The sequence below is a fragment of the Micromonospora sp. NPDC048887 genome (assembly GCF_040649715.1).
Classification (GTDB): domain Bacteria; phylum Actinomycetota; class Actinomycetes; order Mycobacteriales; family Micromonosporaceae; genus Micromonospora.
Map to the genome: position 1 here is coordinate 48,790 of NZ_JBEZGA010000002.1, position 14,195 is coordinate 62,984.

14 protein-coding genes are annotated in these 14,195 nt (G+C 71.8%); 10 read left to right on the plus strand and 4 right to left on the minus strand.

Annotated elements, in window-relative coordinates; translation table 11 throughout:
- Window positions 1-107: 107 nt before the first annotated feature.
- On the minus strand, window positions 108-1,178 hold the full coding sequence (locus AB0C17_RS03355) for an aminoglycoside phosphotransferase family protein (RefSeq protein WP_357476446.1): 1,071 nt from the start codon (window positions 1,176-1,178) through the stop codon (window positions 108-110).
- On the opposite strand from AB0C17_RS03355, the gene AB0C17_RS03360 reads away from it, so the two are divergent.
- The 7 genes from AB0C17_RS03360 to AB0C17_RS03390 all read left to right on the plus strand — a co-directional run bounded on the left by AB0C17_RS03360 (window position 1,177) and on the right by AB0C17_RS03390 (window position 8,076).
- Window positions 1,177-1,713 (plus strand): DUF4240 domain-containing protein, encoded by a 537-nt coding sequence (locus AB0C17_RS03360; protein ID WP_357388457.1) that lies wholly within the window; start codon window positions 1,177-1,179, stop codon window positions 1,711-1,713. The genes AB0C17_RS03355 and AB0C17_RS03360 overlap by 2 nt on opposite strands.
- Window positions 1,714-1,819: 106 nt before the next feature.
- The gene (lepA, locus tag AB0C17_RS03365) at window positions 1,820-3,697 is read left to right on the plus strand and encodes a translation elongation factor 4 (protein WP_357388459.1); all 1,878 of its coding nucleotides are present in this window, start codon (window positions 1,820-1,822) and stop codon (window positions 3,695-3,697) included.
- Window positions 3,698-3,919: 222 nt separating this feature from the next.
- Complete coding sequence (locus AB0C17_RS03370) at window positions 3,920-4,207, plus strand: GlsB/YeaQ/YmgE family stress response membrane protein (RefSeq protein WP_116507974.1); 288 nt, start codon at window positions 3,920-3,922, stop codon at window positions 4,205-4,207.
- A 253-nt stretch (window positions 4,208-4,460) separates the two neighbouring features.
- Complete coding sequence (locus AB0C17_RS03375) at window positions 4,461-4,745, plus strand: transglycosylase (protein WP_013287983.1); 285 nt, start codon at window positions 4,461-4,463, stop codon at window positions 4,743-4,745.
- Between the two features lie 225 nt (window positions 4,746-4,970).
- Entirely contained in the window at window positions 4,971-6,263 is a 1,293-nt protein-coding gene (locus tag AB0C17_RS03380; RefSeq protein WP_357470647.1) for a sugar ABC transporter substrate-binding protein, read from the plus strand.
- On the plus strand, window positions 6,260-7,246 hold the full coding sequence (locus tag AB0C17_RS03385) for a sugar ABC transporter permease (RefSeq protein ID WP_013287981.1): 987 nt from the start codon (window positions 6,260-6,262) through the stop codon (window positions 7,244-7,246). Before AB0C17_RS03380 ends, AB0C17_RS03385 begins: the two co-directional genes overlap by 4 nt.
- The gene (locus AB0C17_RS03390; protein WP_013287980.1) at window positions 7,243-8,076 is read left to right on the plus strand and encodes a carbohydrate ABC transporter permease; all 834 of its coding nucleotides are present in this window, start codon (window positions 7,243-7,245) and stop codon (window positions 8,074-8,076) included. Before AB0C17_RS03385 ends, AB0C17_RS03390 begins: the two co-directional genes overlap by 4 nt.
- Before the next feature lie 23 nt (window positions 8,077-8,099).
- On the opposite strand, the gene AB0C17_RS03395 is transcribed toward AB0C17_RS03390, so the two are convergent.
- Window positions 8,100-8,957, minus strand: a complete 858-nt coding sequence (locus AB0C17_RS03395; protein WP_357470642.1) for a hypothetical protein — start codon at window positions 8,955-8,957, stop codon at window positions 8,100-8,102.
- Window positions 8,958-9,059: 102 nt separating this feature from the next.
- Window positions 9,060-9,845, minus strand: a complete 786-nt coding sequence (locus tag AB0C17_RS03400) for an enoyl-CoA hydratase-related protein (protein WP_357470639.1) — start codon at window positions 9,843-9,845, stop codon at window positions 9,060-9,062.
- Window positions 9,846-9,864: 19 nt separating this feature from the next.
- On the opposite strand from AB0C17_RS03400, the gene hemW reads away from it, so the two are divergent.
- The gene (gene hemW, locus AB0C17_RS03405; protein WP_357470636.1) at window positions 9,865-11,088 is read left to right on the plus strand and encodes a radical SAM family heme chaperone HemW; all 1,224 of its coding nucleotides are present in this window, start codon (window positions 9,865-9,867) and stop codon (window positions 11,086-11,088) included.
- A gap of 39 nt (window positions 11,089-11,127) precedes the next feature.
- On the opposite strand, the gene AB0C17_RS03410 is transcribed toward hemW, so the two are convergent.
- Window positions 11,128-11,721 (minus strand): DUF4870 domain-containing protein, encoded by a 594-nt coding sequence (locus AB0C17_RS03410; RefSeq protein WP_357388473.1) that lies wholly within the window; start codon window positions 11,719-11,721, stop codon window positions 11,128-11,130.
- Between the two features lie 232 nt (window positions 11,722-11,953).
- Here AB0C17_RS03410 and hrcA point away from each other — a divergent pair, with 232 nt between their 5' ends.
- Window positions 11,954-12,976: a heat-inducible transcriptional repressor HrcA gene (gene hrcA / locus AB0C17_RS03415; RefSeq protein ID WP_262015148.1), complete on the plus strand. Its 1,023-nt coding sequence runs from the start codon at window positions 11,954-11,956 to the stop codon at window positions 12,974-12,976.
- A gap of 73 nt (window positions 12,977-13,049) precedes the next feature.
- Window positions 13,050-14,195: a molecular chaperone DnaJ gene (gene dnaJ, locus AB0C17_RS03420; protein WP_269704585.1), complete on the plus strand. Its 1,146-nt coding sequence runs from the start codon at window positions 13,050-13,052 to the stop codon at window positions 14,193-14,195.

Consider the following 14,195-nt stretch of genomic DNA (forward strand, 5'->3'; position numbering starts at 1 on the left):
CGGCACCGCCACCATCCTGCCCTCGCGACCAGGGATCACGCCAGGCCGGACCGGTTCCCGGGCTGGGCGCGGGAGACGTCCCCGCCCTCCCGGCGAAGCGGTGTGGATCAAGAGGTGGGACGAGCCCAGGACCAGCCCCGCCGCTCGGCCAGCCAGCCGAGCGCCTGCTCCCCGCTCCAGCGCTGGTGGGCGCGCAGGTCCGGGGAGCCGTTCGGCGGCCCGGCCGCGGCGCCGGTCAGGTAGTAGCCGGCCAGCGCGGCGAGCGTCACGTCCAGCGCGTCGCCGGGCGCTCCGGCCGCCGCCGGGTGACCGGCGAACGCGGCGTCCGCGTCCAGGCCGCTGGCGTACGCGGTGAGCAGCAGCCCGGCCAGGTCGAACCAGGCCGGTCCGTGGCAGAGCCAGGGCCAGTCGCACAGCCAGGCCCGTCCCTCGGGGCCGATCAGGAGGTTGTCCACCCGCAGGTCGCCGTGGGCGAGCCCGGGGGCGGCGTCGGCGTACCCGGGCAGGCGCGACTCCAGCGCGACCAGCTCGGCCAGCGGGGCGCCGGCGGCCGGCTCGGGCAGCGGCTCGCGCCCGGCGGTCACCTCGCCCCACCAGAGGATGTCGTCGCGGGCCAGGTCGGCGAGGCGGGGGAGCCGGAGCGCGGCCAGCTCCGCGGGCGGGTCGGCGAGCGCGGCGGCCACTTCGGCGTACGTGGCGAGGGCGGCGTCCAGCTCGGCCGGCGCCCAGGGCAACCGGGGGGTGTGCCCGTCGATCGCGTCGAGCGCGAGCGCGTACCAGCCGGACTCGGTGAGGGCCCAGCGCGGCCGGGGCACCGGCAGCCCGGCCGGGAGCCGGGCCAGGACCGCCGCCTCGTGGGCGTACCAGTCGACCAGGTGCCGTTGCCCGTGCAGCGCCGCCGCCTTGACGAACACGCGCTCCCCGGCGGGGCCGGTCAGCACGGCGGTGAAGCCGCTGGTGAACCCGCCGGTCGCCACCCGTACCGCCGCCGGTGGACCGCCGATCCGGGCGGCCAGCGCGTCGCGCAGCCCGGCCGGCAGGTCGGGCCAGCCGGGCCGGACGGCTGTCGACCCGTACGGAACCGGCGGTAGGGAGATCGCGCGCACCGCACCATGCTGCCGCACCGGCGGCGCGCGTCGGGCCGGCGCGTCGGTGGGCTCTGCCAGACTGCCCACCATGAGGACCGACGAGTTCTGGCAGTTGATCGACGACGCCCGCGCCGGTGCCGGGGGAGAGCCCGACGCGGTGGCCGCCCGGGCGGTCGCGCTGCTGGCCGAGCGCGACCCGGAGGAGATCGTCGGCTACGCCCACCACCAGCGGCGGGTGCTCGCCGCCTCCTACAAGGTCGACCTGTGGGGTGCGGCCTACCTGATCAACGGGGGCGCCTCGGACGACGGCTTCGAGTACTTCCGGGGCTGGCTGATGACGCAGGGGCGGACGGTGTTCGCCAAGGCGGTCGGCGACCCGGACGCGCTGGCCGGGCTGCCGCAGGTGCGGGCCGCCGCGCTCAGCGGCGAGGAGTTCGAGTGCGAGCAGATGCTGGCGGTGCCGTGGGACGCGTACCGGAAGGCCACCGCGTCCGACCTGCCGGCCGAGCGCGACCCGGTCCCGGTGCCCGACCTGAACGACTTCTGGGACTTCGACGACGAGGAGGAGGCCCGCCGCCGGCTGCCGAGGCTGGCCGCCCTGTTCGTCGAGCCACCTGTGGAATAGCCGTGGAGTGAAGGGGGAGTCCGGGCGCGTCCCGGAGGACGTGGGACCATGGAGCGGGCCGGCGGCGCGCCGGCCCGCTCACGTCAGCCGACCAGAACGGACCGCTGTGCCACCGACGCTCGATCCCGGCGCGAACGCTCCTGGTGCCACCGACCCGGCGCGCATCCGGAACTTCTGCATCATCGCCCACATCGACCACGGGAAGTCGACCCTGGCCGACCGGATGTTGCAGCTCACCGGTGTGGTCGACCCCCGGCAGATGCGCGCGCAGTACCTGGACCGGATGGACATCGAGCGCGAGCGCGGCATCACCATCAAGAGCCAGGCCGTGCGGATGCCGTGGACGATCCGTGAGGGCGACCGGGCCGGCGAGGCCGCCGTGCTCAACATGATCGACACCCCGGGGCACGTCGACTTCACCTACGAGGTGTCCCGTTCGCTGGCCGCCTGCGAGGGCGCGCTCCTGCTCGTCGACGCCGCGCAGGGCATCGAGGCGCAGACCCTGGCGAACCTCTACCTGGCGCTCGAGAACGACCTGCGCATCATTCCGGTGCTCAACAAGATCGATCTGCCGGCCGCCCAGCCCGAGAAGTACGCCGAGGAGCTGGCCCACCTGATCGGCGGCGACCCGTCGGACTGCATCCGGGTCTCCGGCAAGACCGGCGACGGTGTGCCCTACCTGCTGGACGAGATCGTCCGGCAGTTCGTGCCGCCGGTGGGTGAGGCCCAGTCACCGGCCCGCGCGATGATCTTCGACTCGGTGTACGACGTCTACCGGGGCGTGGTCACGTACGTCCGGGTGATCGACGGCCGGATCTCGGCCCGGGACCGGATCAAGATGATGTCCACCGGCGCGGTGCACGAGCTGCTGGAGATCGGCGTCATCTCGCCGGAGATGGTCAAGGCCGACGCGCTCGGCGTCGGCGAGGTGGGCTACCTGATCACCGGCGTGAAGGACGTGCGCCAGTCCCGGGTCGGTGACACGGTCACCATCAACGGCAATCCGGCCAAGGAGGCCCTCGGCGGCTACAAGGACCCGAAGCCGATGGTCTACTCGGGGCTCTACCCGATCGACGGCTCGGACTACCCGAACCTGCGCGAGGCGCTGGACAAGCTCAAGCTCAACGACGCCGCGCTGGTCTACGAGCCGGAGACCTCCGGCGCGCTGGGCTTCGGCTTCCGCTGCGGCTTCCTCGGCCTGCTGCACCTGGAGATCATCCGGGAGCGGCTGGAGCGCGAGTTCAACCTCGACCTCATCTCCACCGCCCCGAACGTGGTCTACCGCGCCATCCAGGAGGACGGCGAGGAGATCGTGGTCACCAACCCGAGCGAGTACCCGACCGGCAAGATCGCCGAGGTGTACGAGCCGACGGTGCGGGCCACGGTGCTGACCCCGAACGACTACGTCGGCGCGGTGATGGAGCTGTGCCAGGGCCGCCGGGGCAGCCTGCTCGGCATGGACTACCTCTCCGCCGACCGGGTGGAGCTGCGTTACACGCTGCCGCTGGCCGAGATCATCTTCGACTTCTTCGACCAGCTCAAGAGCCGTACGAAGGGTTACGCCTCGCTCGACTACGAGCCCTCCGGCGAGCAGGCGTCCGACCTGGTGAAGGTGGACATCCTGCTGCACGGCGAGCCGGTCGACGCGTTCAGCGCGATCGTGCACAAGGACAAGGCGTACACGTACGGGACGACGATCGCGGCGAAGCTGCGCACGCTGATCCCGCGCCAGCAGTTCGAGGTGCCGATCCAGGCGGCGATCGGCAGCCGGGTGATCGCCCGGGAGACCATCCGCGCGATCCGCAAGGACGTGCTCGCCAAGTGCTACGGCGGTGACATCAGCCGTAAGCGCAAGCTGCTGGAGAAGCAGAAGGAGGGCAAGAAGCGGATGAAGATGGTGGGCCGGGTGGAGGTCCCCCAGGAGGCGTTCATCGCGGCGCTGTCGTCCGACTCCGGCGACGGCAAGCCCGCCGGCAAGAAGTAGCCGTCAGAGCCCACGAACCGGCCGGCGTCCTCTCCTGCGAGGGTGCCGGCCGGTCGCGTACCCAGGGAATTTTCAGCTTGTGGCAGCGCTCCCACCTGCGGATTCGGCCAGGCCGGGGGAGCGGCGGTCGATGCGGCCGGTTTCGGTTTTCGATGCGTCGGGCACTTAGCGGGCACGACAGCAAACGCACAGAACGTGCGAAATCGTTTAGGAGGACCGACCGTGGAGTTCACCGTCTGGGGCATCATCACCGCGCTCGTCGTGGGTCTGATCGTCGGCGCGCTGGGCCGGCTGGTCGTGCCGGGCCGTCAGAACATGCCGATGTGGCTGCACATGGTGATCGGCGTCGGCGCCGCGCTGCTGGGTACCGTCCTGGCCCGCGCGCTCGGCATCGCCACGCAGACCGCCGGCATCGACTGGGCCGAGCTGGCCGTGCAGGTCGTGCTCGCCGCCATCGGTGTGGCCCTGGTGGCCGGCGTCGGCCGCCGCCGCAGCGTCTCGCGTTACTGATCGACGCACCACGCGCCTCGACGGGCGCCCGGCCGCACCGGCCGGGCGCCCGTCGGCGCATTCGGCGCATTGAACCCTGTCGGTGCGCCGGGCCCGCCCGCCGCGCCGGGTTTCGGGGCGAAGTAGCAGGTCAGGGTACGTCTGAACAATTCGTCACCGGAGTCGGTTTGGATTTCCGGGCGGTCGGGAACTTAGCGATCACGACAGTAACCACACAGGAATGTGTGACCCGATCTTAAGGAGGAGGGCGACCATGGAGCTCACCGTTTGGGGCATCATCACGGCGCTGGTCGTTGGTCTGATCGTCGGCGCGCTGGGCCGGCTGGTCGTGCCGGGCCGTCAGAACATGCCGATCTGGCTGCACATGCTGATCGGTGTCGGCGCCGCGCTTCTGGGCACGATCGTGGCCCGGGCCTCCGGCTTCGCCGAGACCGCCGGTATCGACTGGCGCGAGCTGATGCTGCAGGTGCTGTTCGCCGCGATCGGCGTGGCCCTGGTGGCCGGCGTCGGCCGTCGCCGCGGCGTCTCGCGCTACTGACCCCGCACCCCGCGCCTCGACGGGCGCCCGGCCTCACCGGCCGGGCGCCCGTCGGCGTGTGCGGGGGGCCCCGAACAGCCCGGTCGGCATCGATGTCGGCCGGGCTCCGGCTGCGATACGGTCGCCTGTGCCCTCCGTCACGCACACCCCCTGTTGTAAAGGAAATTTACCTACTAAGGTGCGGCGGAGAAGGTTAGTGCCAAACGGCCCTGAGGGAGATATGGCGTGAACAGGTGGAAGCGGCTGGCTCCGGTCACCGCCATCGTGGCGTCGGCCGCGTTGGTGCTGACCGCGTGCGGTGGCTCCGGCGACGACGACAGCGCCGCCGACAACAGCAAGCTCACTGTGTGGATGATGGGTGAGGGCGGCGACGCCCAGACCAAGTTCCTCGACGGTGTCGAGGCGGAGTTCAAGAAGAAGCACCCCGAGACCGACGTCGTGGTGCAGTACATCCCCTGGCTCGAAGCGCCGAAGAAGTTCCAGGCCGCGCTGGCCGGCGGCGAGGGCCCGGACGTCACCGAGCTGGGTAACACCGAGACCCAGGGCTGGGCCGCGCAGGAGGCCCTGGCCGACGTCAGCGACAAGTTCAACGGCTGGTCCGAGGGCAAGGACATCCTGCCCGACCTGGTCAAGAACGCCCAGCTGGACGGCAAGCAGTACGGCGTGCCGTGGTACGCCGGCGTACGCGCCGTCTACTATCGCACCGACTGGTTCGCCGAGGCCGGCGTGAAGCCGCCGACGAACTGGGAGGAGATGGTCGCCGCCGCGAAGGCCGTGCAGGCCAAGAAGCCCGGCACCTATGGCATCGCCCTGCCCGGCAACTCCGAGCTGCCGTTCTACTCCTTCCTCTGGGGTGCCGGCGCGGAGATCGCCACCAAGGAGGGCGACAGCTGGAAGTCCGGCTACAACACCCCCGAGGCGCAGAAGGCGGTCAAGTTCTGGACCGACCTGGTGACCGTGCACAAGGTCGCCCCGCCGGCCGCCGCCGGGTGGAACGAGGTCGACGCCCGTACCCAGTTCGCCACCGGCAAGGCCGCCATGGCGTTCGCCGGTAGCTGGCAGGGCGGCGCGATGAAGAAGGACAACCCCGACATCGAGAAGGTGTGGGGCACGTTCCCGATCCCCGGCCCGGACGGCAAGGCCGCCCCGGCGTTCGCCGGCGGCTCCGACATCGCCATCTGGAAGGACAGTAAGCGGGCGGCGCTGGCCTGGGACTACATGACCGTGCTGCTGAGCAAGCAGAAGGACAAGGAGTTCGCCAGCAGCCTCGGCTTCTTCCCGGTCTACCAGGATCTGGTGAGCAGCGGCGACTACGCCAACGACAAGGTGATGGCCGCGTTCGCCACCGCCATCCAGAACACCAAGCTGACCCCGCTCACCCCGAAGTGGGTCGAGGTCAGCCGGACCAAGACGGTGACCCAGGCGATGAACAGCTCGGTCATCAAGGGCCAGAAGACGGTCGAGAAGGCCACCGCCGACGCGGCCACCGAGATCGAAAGCATCCTCAACGCCAAGTGACCACGCTGACCGAGGCCACCGGCGAGGCCGCCGCGCGGGAGACCCCCGCGCGGCGGCGCCGTCGCCGGGTGGACCACCTTCCGTACCTGCTCCTGCTGCCCTGCCTGGCGATCATCGCCGTGTTGCTGCTCTGGCCGCTCGGCCAGGTCGTGTGGATGTCCTTCCACAAGCTGGACAGCGTCCGGCAGCTGCGCGGCGACCGCGAGTGGCCGTGGGTCGGCCTGGCCAACTACGCGCAGATCCTCGGCGACCCGTTCTTCCGTACGGTGCTGCGCAACACGGTGCTGTTCGCGCTCGCCAACGTGGCGCTCACGATGATCCTCGGCACCCTGGTCGGGCTGCTGCTCAACCGCCTGGGCAAGAAGATGGCCACGTTCGTGGCGAGCTGCGTGATGCTCGCCTGGGCCACCCCGGCGCTGACCGGCACGATCGTCTGGAAGTGGATCTTCGACGACACGAGTGGCCTGGTCACCTGGCTGTTCAACAAGCTCCCCGACGGGCTCTCCACGGCCCTGTTCGGGCGCAGCGACTGGACCGGGTACGGCTGGTTCAACGACCCGCTGCTGTTCTTCGCCATCCTGACGCTGGTGGTGGTCTGGCACTCGTTCCCGTTCATCGCGGTGAGCGTGCTGGCCGGGCTCAAGAGCGTGCCGACGGAGTTGCAGGAGGCGGCCCGGGTCGACGGCGCCGGGCCGTGGAAGGTGTTCTGGTCGGTCACGTTCCCGGTCCTGCGGCCGGTCTTCGGCATCCTCGTGGTGCTCTCCACGATCTGGGACTTCAAGGTCTTCACCCAGCAGTTCGTGCTGGCCGGCGGCACCCAGGACCGGTCGACGTTCATGCTGTCGATCTACTCGTACGCGGAGGCGTTCTCGCCGCCGCCCAAGTACGGCCTCGGCTCGGCCATCGCGGTCATCCTCACCGTGATCCTGCTCGTGGTGACCGCCCTGTACGTCCGCATGGTGCTGCGGCAGGAGGACGAATGATGAAGAAGATCGCCCTCAACGGCGCGGGCCTGCTGGTCGCGCTCTTCGCCGCGTTCCCGGTCTACTGGATGGTGGCGACCTCGCTGAAGCCCAACCGGGAGATCTTCTCGTCCACGCCCCGGCCGGTGCCGGCGGAGCCGACGCTGGAGCACTACCGGGAGATCCTCACCGGCAACCTCATCCCGGGCGTGACGTTCGCCGACTTCTTCCTCAACAGCGCGCTCGTCGCGCTGGCGACGGTGCTGCTCAGCGGGCTGGTCGCGCTGCTCGCGGCGACCGCCGTGGCCCGGTTCCGGTTCAAGCTGCGCACCACGTTCCTGATCATGCTGCTGGTGGTGCAGATGATCCCGCTGGAGGCGCTTGTCATCCCGCTGTTCCTGATGATCCAGCGGCTCGGCCTCTACAACACGCTGCCCAGCCTGATCCTCACGTACCTCGGTTTCTCACTGCCGTTCGCGGTCTGGATGCTGCGCGGCTTCGTCGCGGCGGTGCCGAAGGAACTGGAGGAGGCCGCCGCCATCGACGGGGCCAGCCGGGCCCAGACGTTCCGCAAGGTGCTGTTCCCGCTCGTCGCGCCCGGCCTGGTCGCCACCAGCATCTTCTCGTTCATCACCGCCTGGAACGAGCTGATCTTCGCGTTGACCTTCATCAACGACCAGCAGAAGTACACCCTGCCGGTGGCCATGACGTTCTTCTTCGGCCGCGACGACACCGCCTGGGGCTCGGTGATGGCCGCGTCCACGCTGTTCACCCTGCCGGTGATCGTGTTCTTCCTGCTGGTGCAGCGCCGGATGGTCTCCGGTCTGGTCGCCGGAGCGGTGAAGGGCTGAGCGCCGGGGTGATCCGGCGCCGGTCAGGCGGCGAACACCTCGGCGCGCACCTCGGTGGCCGGGTCGCCCTTCACCCGGGCCCAGGAGCCCTGCTCGGCGGTCCACTCCAGGTTGCCGAAGCGGACCTTCTTCACGCCGTGGTCGTCGGCGTGCGAGACCAGCCAGTGCGCGTACCGCCAGCCGTTGCGGTCGTCACCGGCCGGCACGGTGAGCGCGGTCAGGTCCGTCGCCGTGGGCAGCCGGGGCAGCCCCCAGTCCAGCGACAGGCTCTCCAGCACGGCGCTGGCGGCGGCCGGGCCGCGCATCGTCGGCGGTGAGGAGACGGTGCAGGCCACCGCGCCGGTCGCGTGGCCGAGCAGCGCCCGGGTGAGGACCTCCGACTCGTCCGCCCACTTCTCGTACGCCTCGGGGAACGCCGACCGCTGCACCCGCTGGGCGGCGTCGGTGACCCGCATCCGCTCCCAGCCCTTGACCTTCTTCAGCGCGGCGTAGAACTTGTTCGCCGAGTACCGCGGGTCCTGCACCTGCTCCGGGGTGCCCCAGCCCTGGCTCGGGCGCTGCTGGAACAGGCCGAGCGAGTCGCGGTCGCCGTGCGCGATGTTGCGCAGGTGCGATTCCTGGTACGCGGTCGCCAGCGCCACCACCACCGCCCGCTCGGGCATCCTGCGTTGCATCCCGATGGCCGCGATGGTGGCCGCGTTCGCCATCTGGTCGGCGCCGAGCACCACCTCGCCGTCCGCCTTGACCGTGCAGGTCCGGCTGGCCAGCGGCAGCCGCAGGTGCTCGCCGAACTGCTTGGTCACGACATAGACCGCGAGCAGTGCCAGCACGCACACCGCCACACCGGCCGCCACGATCGCCCCTCGCGTCCGCACCCGCACCCCCTGTCCCGACAGTCCGACAAGCGTACGTCCCATCCGCCGGCGCGGGCCTCGGCCGACCGGCGGGCCCCAGGTCGGCTCACCCGGGGCCCGCCGTACGGCTCAGTCGCCGGCGGGCACCCAGGCGGCGGGACGCTTCTCCCGGAACGCCATCACGCCCTCGCGTCCCTCGTCGGAGAGGAAGTACCCGGTGGACAGCGCGGCCAACTCGGCGATCTCGGCCCGCAGGTCAGGCCCGGCGGGCCGGCGCAGCAGCTCCTTCGCCCCGGCCAGCGCCCCGGGCGCGCCCCTGACGAGCGAGTCGCAGTAGCGCGCGACTGCGGCGTCCAGCTCGTCGGCCGGCACCGCGGCGGTGACCAAGCCGATCTCGGCGGCGCGGTGGCCGTCGAACGTGTCGCCGGTCAGGTACAGCTCGGCGGCGGCGCGCTGGCCCAGCCGGGGCAGCACGGTCGCCGAGATCACCGCCGGGATCACCCCGATCCGCACCTCGGTGAACGCGAACGTCGCCTCCCGCGCGCAGACCGCCAGGTCGGCGGCGGCGATCAGGCCCAGCCCGCCGGCCCGGGCCGGGCCGGCCACCTTCGCCACCACCGGCTTCGGGCATTCCCGCACCGCCACCAGCACGTCGCCGAGCATCCCGGCGGGCACGGTGCCGCTGGCGTACGCGGCGGCGGTCTCCTTCAGGTCGGCGCCGGAGCAGAAGACCGGGCCGGTGTGGTCGAGCACGATCGCGCGTACCGCGTCGTCGGCGACCGCGTCGGCCAGCCCGGCCAGCAGCTGGGTCATCAGGGGCGTGGAGAGCGCGTTGCGATTGTGCGGGCTGTCCAGGGTGAGGGTGGTCACCCCACGGGCCGTGGCGACTCGCACGAGAGCGTCCGGAGAGGTCATGCCGGGCACACTAGTGGCCATGCCCGGCGTCCTTCCAGAAGGCGAACCCGTCCCGCGCGACGGATCGCTGCCCGCCACCGCCCGTCGCGCCGTCGGCGCGCGCGGCTTCGGCGTGTACGTCCACGTCCCGTTCTGCGCCAGCCGGTGCGGTTACTGCGACTTCAACACGTACACCGCCGCGGAGCTGGGCGGCGGGGCGAGCCGGGAGACGTACGCCGACTCCGTGCTGGCCGAACTGGCGCTGGCCGCCCGGGTGCTGGGCGACTCGCCGCCGCAGCGGGTGGACACCGTGTTCGTCGGCGGCGGCACGCCGACCCTGCTGCCCGCCGACGACCTGGCCCGGATCCTCGACGGCATCGACCGCGTCTGGGGGCTGGCCGCCGACGCCGAGGTGACCACCGAGGCCAACCCCGAGTCGGTGAGCCCGGAGTCGCTCAAGACGCTGCGGGCGGCCGGCTACACCCGGATCTCGCTGGGCATGCAGTCCGCCGCGCCGGGGGTGCTCGCGGTGCTCGACCGGCGGCACAGCGCGGGCCGGGCCGCCGCCGCCGCGCTGGAGGCCCGCGACGCCGGGTTCGAGCACGTCAACCTGGACCTGATCTACGGCACGCCGGGCGAGACAGCAGAGGACTTCGCCACCTCGCTGGCCCAGGTGGTCGACGCCGGGGTGGACCACGTCAGCGCGTACGCCCTGATCGTGGAGGACGGCACCCGGCTGGCCGCGCGGATGCGCCGGGGTGAGCTGCCGTACCCCTCCGACGATGTGGCGGCGGACCGTTACCTGGCCGCGGAGGAGGCGCTCGGCGCGGCCGGATTCTCCTGGTACGAGGTGTCGAACTGGGCCCGCTCGGCGGCGGCCCGGTGCCGGCACAACCTGCTCTACTGGACCGGCGCCGACTGGTGGGGCCTGGGCCCGGGGGCGCACAGCCACGTCGGCGGCGTGCGCTGGTGGAACGTCAAGCACCCGAGCGCGTACGCGGCGCGGCTGGCCGAGGGCGCCTCGCCCGCACTGGCCCGGGAACAGCTCAGCCCGGGCGAACAGCACATGGAGGACGTGATGCTGCGGGTGCGGCTCGCCTCCGGGCTGCCGCTGGACGTGCTGGACGCCGGCGGCCGGACGGGCGCCGAGCGGGCCCGGGACGCCGGGCTGCTCGACGCCGGGGCGTACGCGCGAGGGCTTGTGGTGCTGACGCTGCGCGGCCGGCTGCTGGCCGACGCGGTGGTACGCGACCTGCTGCCGTGACCGGCACCGGCCGGCCGCCCCCTCGGCCGGCCGGCGGTGTCACTTGACGAAGTTGTAGGTCATCGGATAGCGGTACAGCACGCCCTCGTTGGCCTTGACCCCGCCGATGATCCCGAAGATCAGCGGCACCAGCCAGACCAGCATCGGGACGAAGAACAGGATCCCGCAGGTGATGACCGTGATCACCCAGGCGAGCACGCTGGCGATGGTCCAGGTGATCTGGAAGTTCAGCGCCGAGACCGCGTGGGCGCGGACGGTCGGCGACTGCTGACCCCGGGTCATCATCGCGATCAGCGGGGCGACCCAGCCGAGCAGGCCGCCGCCGACGATGACACCGGCCGCGCCGCCGAAGTGCGCCACCAGGGCCCACGTCTTCTCGTCGCTGTTCGCGTATCCGGCGGGGCCGTAGCCGCCACCGGCGGGGTAGCCGGCGCCGTAGCCGGGCGTGCCGCCCGGCGGGGGGTAGCCGCCCGGAGGCGGATAGTCGCCGGGCGGGGGATAGCCGCCGGCACCCGGAGCCCCGGACAGTGGAGCGGTGGGCGGTTCGCTGCCCGGCGACGAGCCGTATGGCGCCGACGGGTCGGGCTGGGGTCCGTAGTCCCCTGCCCCCGGTGGGCGAGGAGGTTCAGTCATGGTCGCCACGGTAGGTGCACGGGTCAACTCGCACCAGAGCGACACAGACCGACGATGACCGGCTGTTCGGGCCGATCGGGCCGGGCCGTGTGGCGGGCCGCACCGCGGGTCCGTCAGGCGCTCGTCGCGTCGGCGGGGATGCCGACGTAGACTGGCACTCGCTACAGTCGAGTGCCAGCCGCCCGGCGGATGCCGCGCGCCGGCCCGACCGAGCTGCGTCAGGAGGTGGGACATGGGTCTCGACGACCGCAAACTCGCCGTGCTGCGCGCGATCGTCGAGGACTACGTCGCCACGCAGGAGCCGGTCGGCAGCAAGGCCCTCGTCGAACGGCACCAGCTCGGTGTCTCGCCGGCCACCGTGCGCAACGACATGGCGGTGCTGGAGGAGGAGGGCTACATCCGGCAGCCGCACACCAGCGCCGGCCGGGTGCCCACCGACCGCGGCTACCGCCTCTTCGTCGACCGGCTCTCCCGGGTCAAGCCGCTGAGCCCGGCCGAGCGCCGGGCGATCGAGCGCTTCCTCGTCGGCGCCGTCGACCTGGACGACGTGGTGCACCGCACGGTCCGGCTGCTCGCGCAGCTCACCCGGCAGGTCGCCGTGGTGCAGTACCCGAGCCTGGCCCGCTCCAAGGTGCGCCACCTGGAGCTGGTGCCGATCTCCACCACCCGGCTGATGGTCGTCATGATCGCCGACACCGGCCGGGTCGAGCAGCGGCTGGTCGAGCTGCCCGCCCCGGTGCCCGCCGACGACGTGACCGACCTGCGCCGGCTGGTGAACGAGAAACTCGTCGGCTGCCAGCTCGCCGAGACGCCGCCGCTGGTGCAGGCGCTCGTCGAGGAGTCCGCGCCGCATCTGCGCCCGGCCATGACGACGCTCTCCACAGTGCTGCTGGAAACCCTCGTGGAACGGCACGAGGAGCGCCTCGCGCTGGCCGGGCAGGCCAACCTCACCCGGGGTGGCCTGCTCGACTTCCAGGGTTCGCTGCGGCCCATCCTGGAGGCGCTCGAAGAAGAGGTCGTACTGCTCAAGCTGATCGGCGAGACGGAGCCGAGCACCACCCGGGTGCTCATCGGCGACGAGAACGAATTCGACAACCTGCGGGCCGCCTCGGTGGTCAGCACCGGCTACGGACCGGGCAGCACGATCGTCGGTGGTCTCGGCGTGCTCGGGCCGACCCGGATGGACTACCCCGGCAATATCGCCATGGTGAGAGCCGTGGCACGCTACGTGGGCGAACTGCTGGCCCAGAACTGACCAGTCAGGGCCGACGGCCGGTTCCGGCCGACGACCGGAGCGACGCGAGACGAACATGAGGACACCTAACGCAGTGGCCAGGGACTACTACGGCATTCTCGGCGTGAGCCGGGACGCCTCCGACGACGAGATCAAGCGCGCCTACCGCAAGCTGGCGCGGCAGTTCCACCCGGACGTCAATCCGGACCCGGAGGCCCAGGAGAAGTTCAAGGACATCAACGCCGCGTACGAGGTCCTCTCGGACGACCGGAAACGGCAGATCGTCGACCTGGGTGGCGACCCGCTCGCGCCGGGCGGCGGTGGCATGGGCGGCCCGGGCGGGCCCGGCGGCGCCGGTCCGTTCGTCGGTTTCCAGGACATCATGGACGCGTTCTTCGGCGGTGCCGCGGGCGGCAGCCGGGGGCCCCGTCCGCGTACCCGCCCCGGCGCGGACGCGATCCTGCGCCTGGAACTGGACCTCAACGAGACCGCGTTCGGCGTCGAGGCGCCGATCACCGTCGACACCGCTGTGCTCTGCACCACCTGCTCCGGCGCCGGCACCGCCGCCGGCACCCACCTGGCGACCTGCGAGGCGTGCGGTGGCCGGGGCGAGGTGCAGTCGGTGCAGCGGACCTTCCTCGGCCAGGTGGTCTCCGCCCGGCCGTGCACCGTCTGCCAGGGCTACGGCACCACCATCCCGCACCCCTGCCCGACGTGCGCCGGTGACGGCCGGGTGCGTACCCGCCGCTCGCTGACCGTCAAGATCCCGGCCGGGGTCGAGGACGGCATGCGGATCCGGCTGGCCCAGCAGGGCGAGGTCGGCCCGGGTGGCGGCACCGCTGGTGACCTCTACGTCGAGATCCACGAGCGGCCGCACGACGTCTACTCCCGCAAGGGCGACGACCTGCACTGCCGGGTCACCGTCCCGATGACCGCCGCCGCGCTCGGCACCCGGCTGACCATCAAGACGCTGGACAGCGAGGAAGCCGTCGACGTCAAGCCCGGCACCCAGCCCGGCAGCACGCTGCGGCTGCGCGCCCGGGGCGTACCGCACCTGCGCGGCACCGGCCGGGGTGACCTCTACGTGCACCTGGACGTGCGTACCCCGACCAAGCTCGACGCCGACCAGGAGCGGATGCTGCGCGACTTCGCCAAGACGCGCGGCGAGGAGGTCGCCGAGCTGACCAAGCAGGGCGGCTTCTTCTCCCGGATGCGCGACGCCTTCAACGGGCACGCCTGA

Excerpts from the sequence above, each read along its gene's own strand:
- AB0C17_RS03355 (WP_357476446.1), bottom strand. The coding sequence starts at position 1,178 with ATGGTGGGCAGTCTGGCAGAGCCCACCGACGCGCCGGCCCGACGCGCG.
- AB0C17_RS03400 (WP_357470639.1), bottom strand. The coding sequence starts at position 9,845 with ATGACCTCTCCGGACGCTCTCGTGCGAGTCGCCACGGCCCGTGGGGTG.
- AB0C17_RS03410 (WP_357388473.1), bottom strand. The coding sequence starts at position 11,721 with ATGACTGAACCTCCTCGCCCACCGGGGGCAGGGGACTACGGACCCCAG.
- hemW (WP_357470636.1), top strand. The coding sequence starts at position 9,865 with ATGCCCGGCGTCCTTCCAGAAGGCGAACCCGTCCCGCGCGACGGATCG.
- hrcA (WP_262015148.1), top strand. The coding sequence starts at position 11,954 with ATGGGTCTCGACGACCGCAAACTCGCCGTGCTGCGCGCGATCGTCGAG.
- AB0C17_RS03390 (WP_013287980.1), top strand. The coding sequence starts at position 7,243 with ATGATGAAGAAGATCGCCCTCAACGGCGCGGGCCTGCTGGTCGCGCTC.
- AB0C17_RS03375 (WP_013287983.1), top strand. The coding sequence starts at position 4,461 with ATGGAGCTCACCGTTTGGGGCATCATCACGGCGCTGGTCGTTGGTCTG.
- AB0C17_RS03360 (WP_357388457.1), top strand. The coding sequence starts at position 1,177 with ATGAGGACCGACGAGTTCTGGCAGTTGATCGACGACGCCCGCGCCGGT.